This window comes from Streptomyces sp. NPDC006134 (genome assembly GCF_040628835.1).
In the GTDB taxonomy this organism is placed as follows: domain Bacteria; phylum Actinomycetota; class Actinomycetes; order Streptomycetales; family Streptomycetaceae; genus Streptomyces.
Genome location: NZ_JBEXTV010000152.1, coordinates 1 through 1,125 on the forward strand (window position 1 = coordinate 1; position 1,125 = coordinate 1,125).

Below are 1,125 nucleotides of genomic sequence, written 5' to 3' on the forward strand. Positions count from 1 at the left end.
GATCGTCCCCCCCCCCCGCCCCCTGCCCGGGGGTGTGCGCGGGCGGCCCGGGGGGCGCGCCGGCTCACACCGGCTCACCCCAGCATCGCGTCCTGGGTGAGGATCGACTGGTAGACCTTCGACAGATCACGACCCGGTTCCAGACCGAGCTCCTTGACGAGCCACTGCCGAGTGCGGTGGAACACGTCGAGGGCCTCGGTCTGTCTGCCGTCCCGGTACAGCGCGAGCATCAGCAGCTGGCTCAGCCGTTCCCTCCCCGGGTGCTGGGCGGTCAGCTGGCGCAGCTCCGGGATGACCCCGCGGCCCTCGCCGATCCGCAGCCGTGCCGCGACCAGGTCCTCCCGGGCGCACAGCCGCTGCTCCTCCAGGTGCGCCGCCTCCAGCTGGAGCCTGGGCCCCTCGTAGAGGTCGAAGAGCGCCGGCCCGCGCCACAGGCCGAGGGCCTCGTCGAGCAGGTGTACGGCCTTGCCGGGATCGCGCTCCGCGGAGCCCCGCGCGGCGAGCGACAGGAACCGCTGGGCGTCCACGGCGTCCGGCGCGAGGTCCAGGAGGTAGCCGCCGCTGACCGTGCGCAGCACCTCGTCCCCCCGCCGGCCGGTGAGGGAGCCGAGCAGCCTGCGCAGCCGCAGGACGTTGGCCTGGAGCGCGTTGCGCATGTTCTCCAGCTCGCGCTCGCCCCACAGTTCGGCCATCAGCTGCTCGTACAGGATGGGTGTGCCGGGTGGCAGGGACAGCAGTGCGAGGACGGTGCGCACGCGTTTGGACACGACGTGACGCCGTACGTCGTCGTGGCTGATGGTCACTGACCCGAGCAACTGCACTTCCATGGCCTCTCCCCGTTGCGTGCTCCGCGGGCTGGGGATGCGGAGCGGCGGCCCACGTCATTGAGCCATCAGCTGCTCGGTCGCCACTCGGCCGCCCCTCGGCCGGACCCATGACGGATTCACGTCCGGAAGCAGGGGGCGCGCGCGGGCCGCGCGCATATGGCCCGGCGTGCCGGGTGCGGCGTGCGTGGCACCGGCGCCGCAGGCCGGGGGGACCGGCCCCGGCCTGCGGAACCCCCGGCCCGGGGCGCCGGGGGGGCCCGGCCCGGGGGGAGGTGCCCCGGGCGGGCCGGGGGGCACC

Annotated in this window: 1 protein-coding gene; it reads right to left on the minus strand. The window is 74.9% G+C overall.

Going from position 1 to position 1,125, the window contains the following annotated elements; translation table 11 throughout:
• Positions 1-74: 74 nt before the first annotated feature.
• Positions 75-827, minus strand: a complete 753-nt coding sequence (locus tag ABZ340_RS36595; protein ID WP_358786217.1) for an AfsR/SARP family transcriptional regulator — start codon at positions 825-827, stop codon at positions 75-77.
• Positions 828-1,125 lie beyond the last annotated feature (298 nt).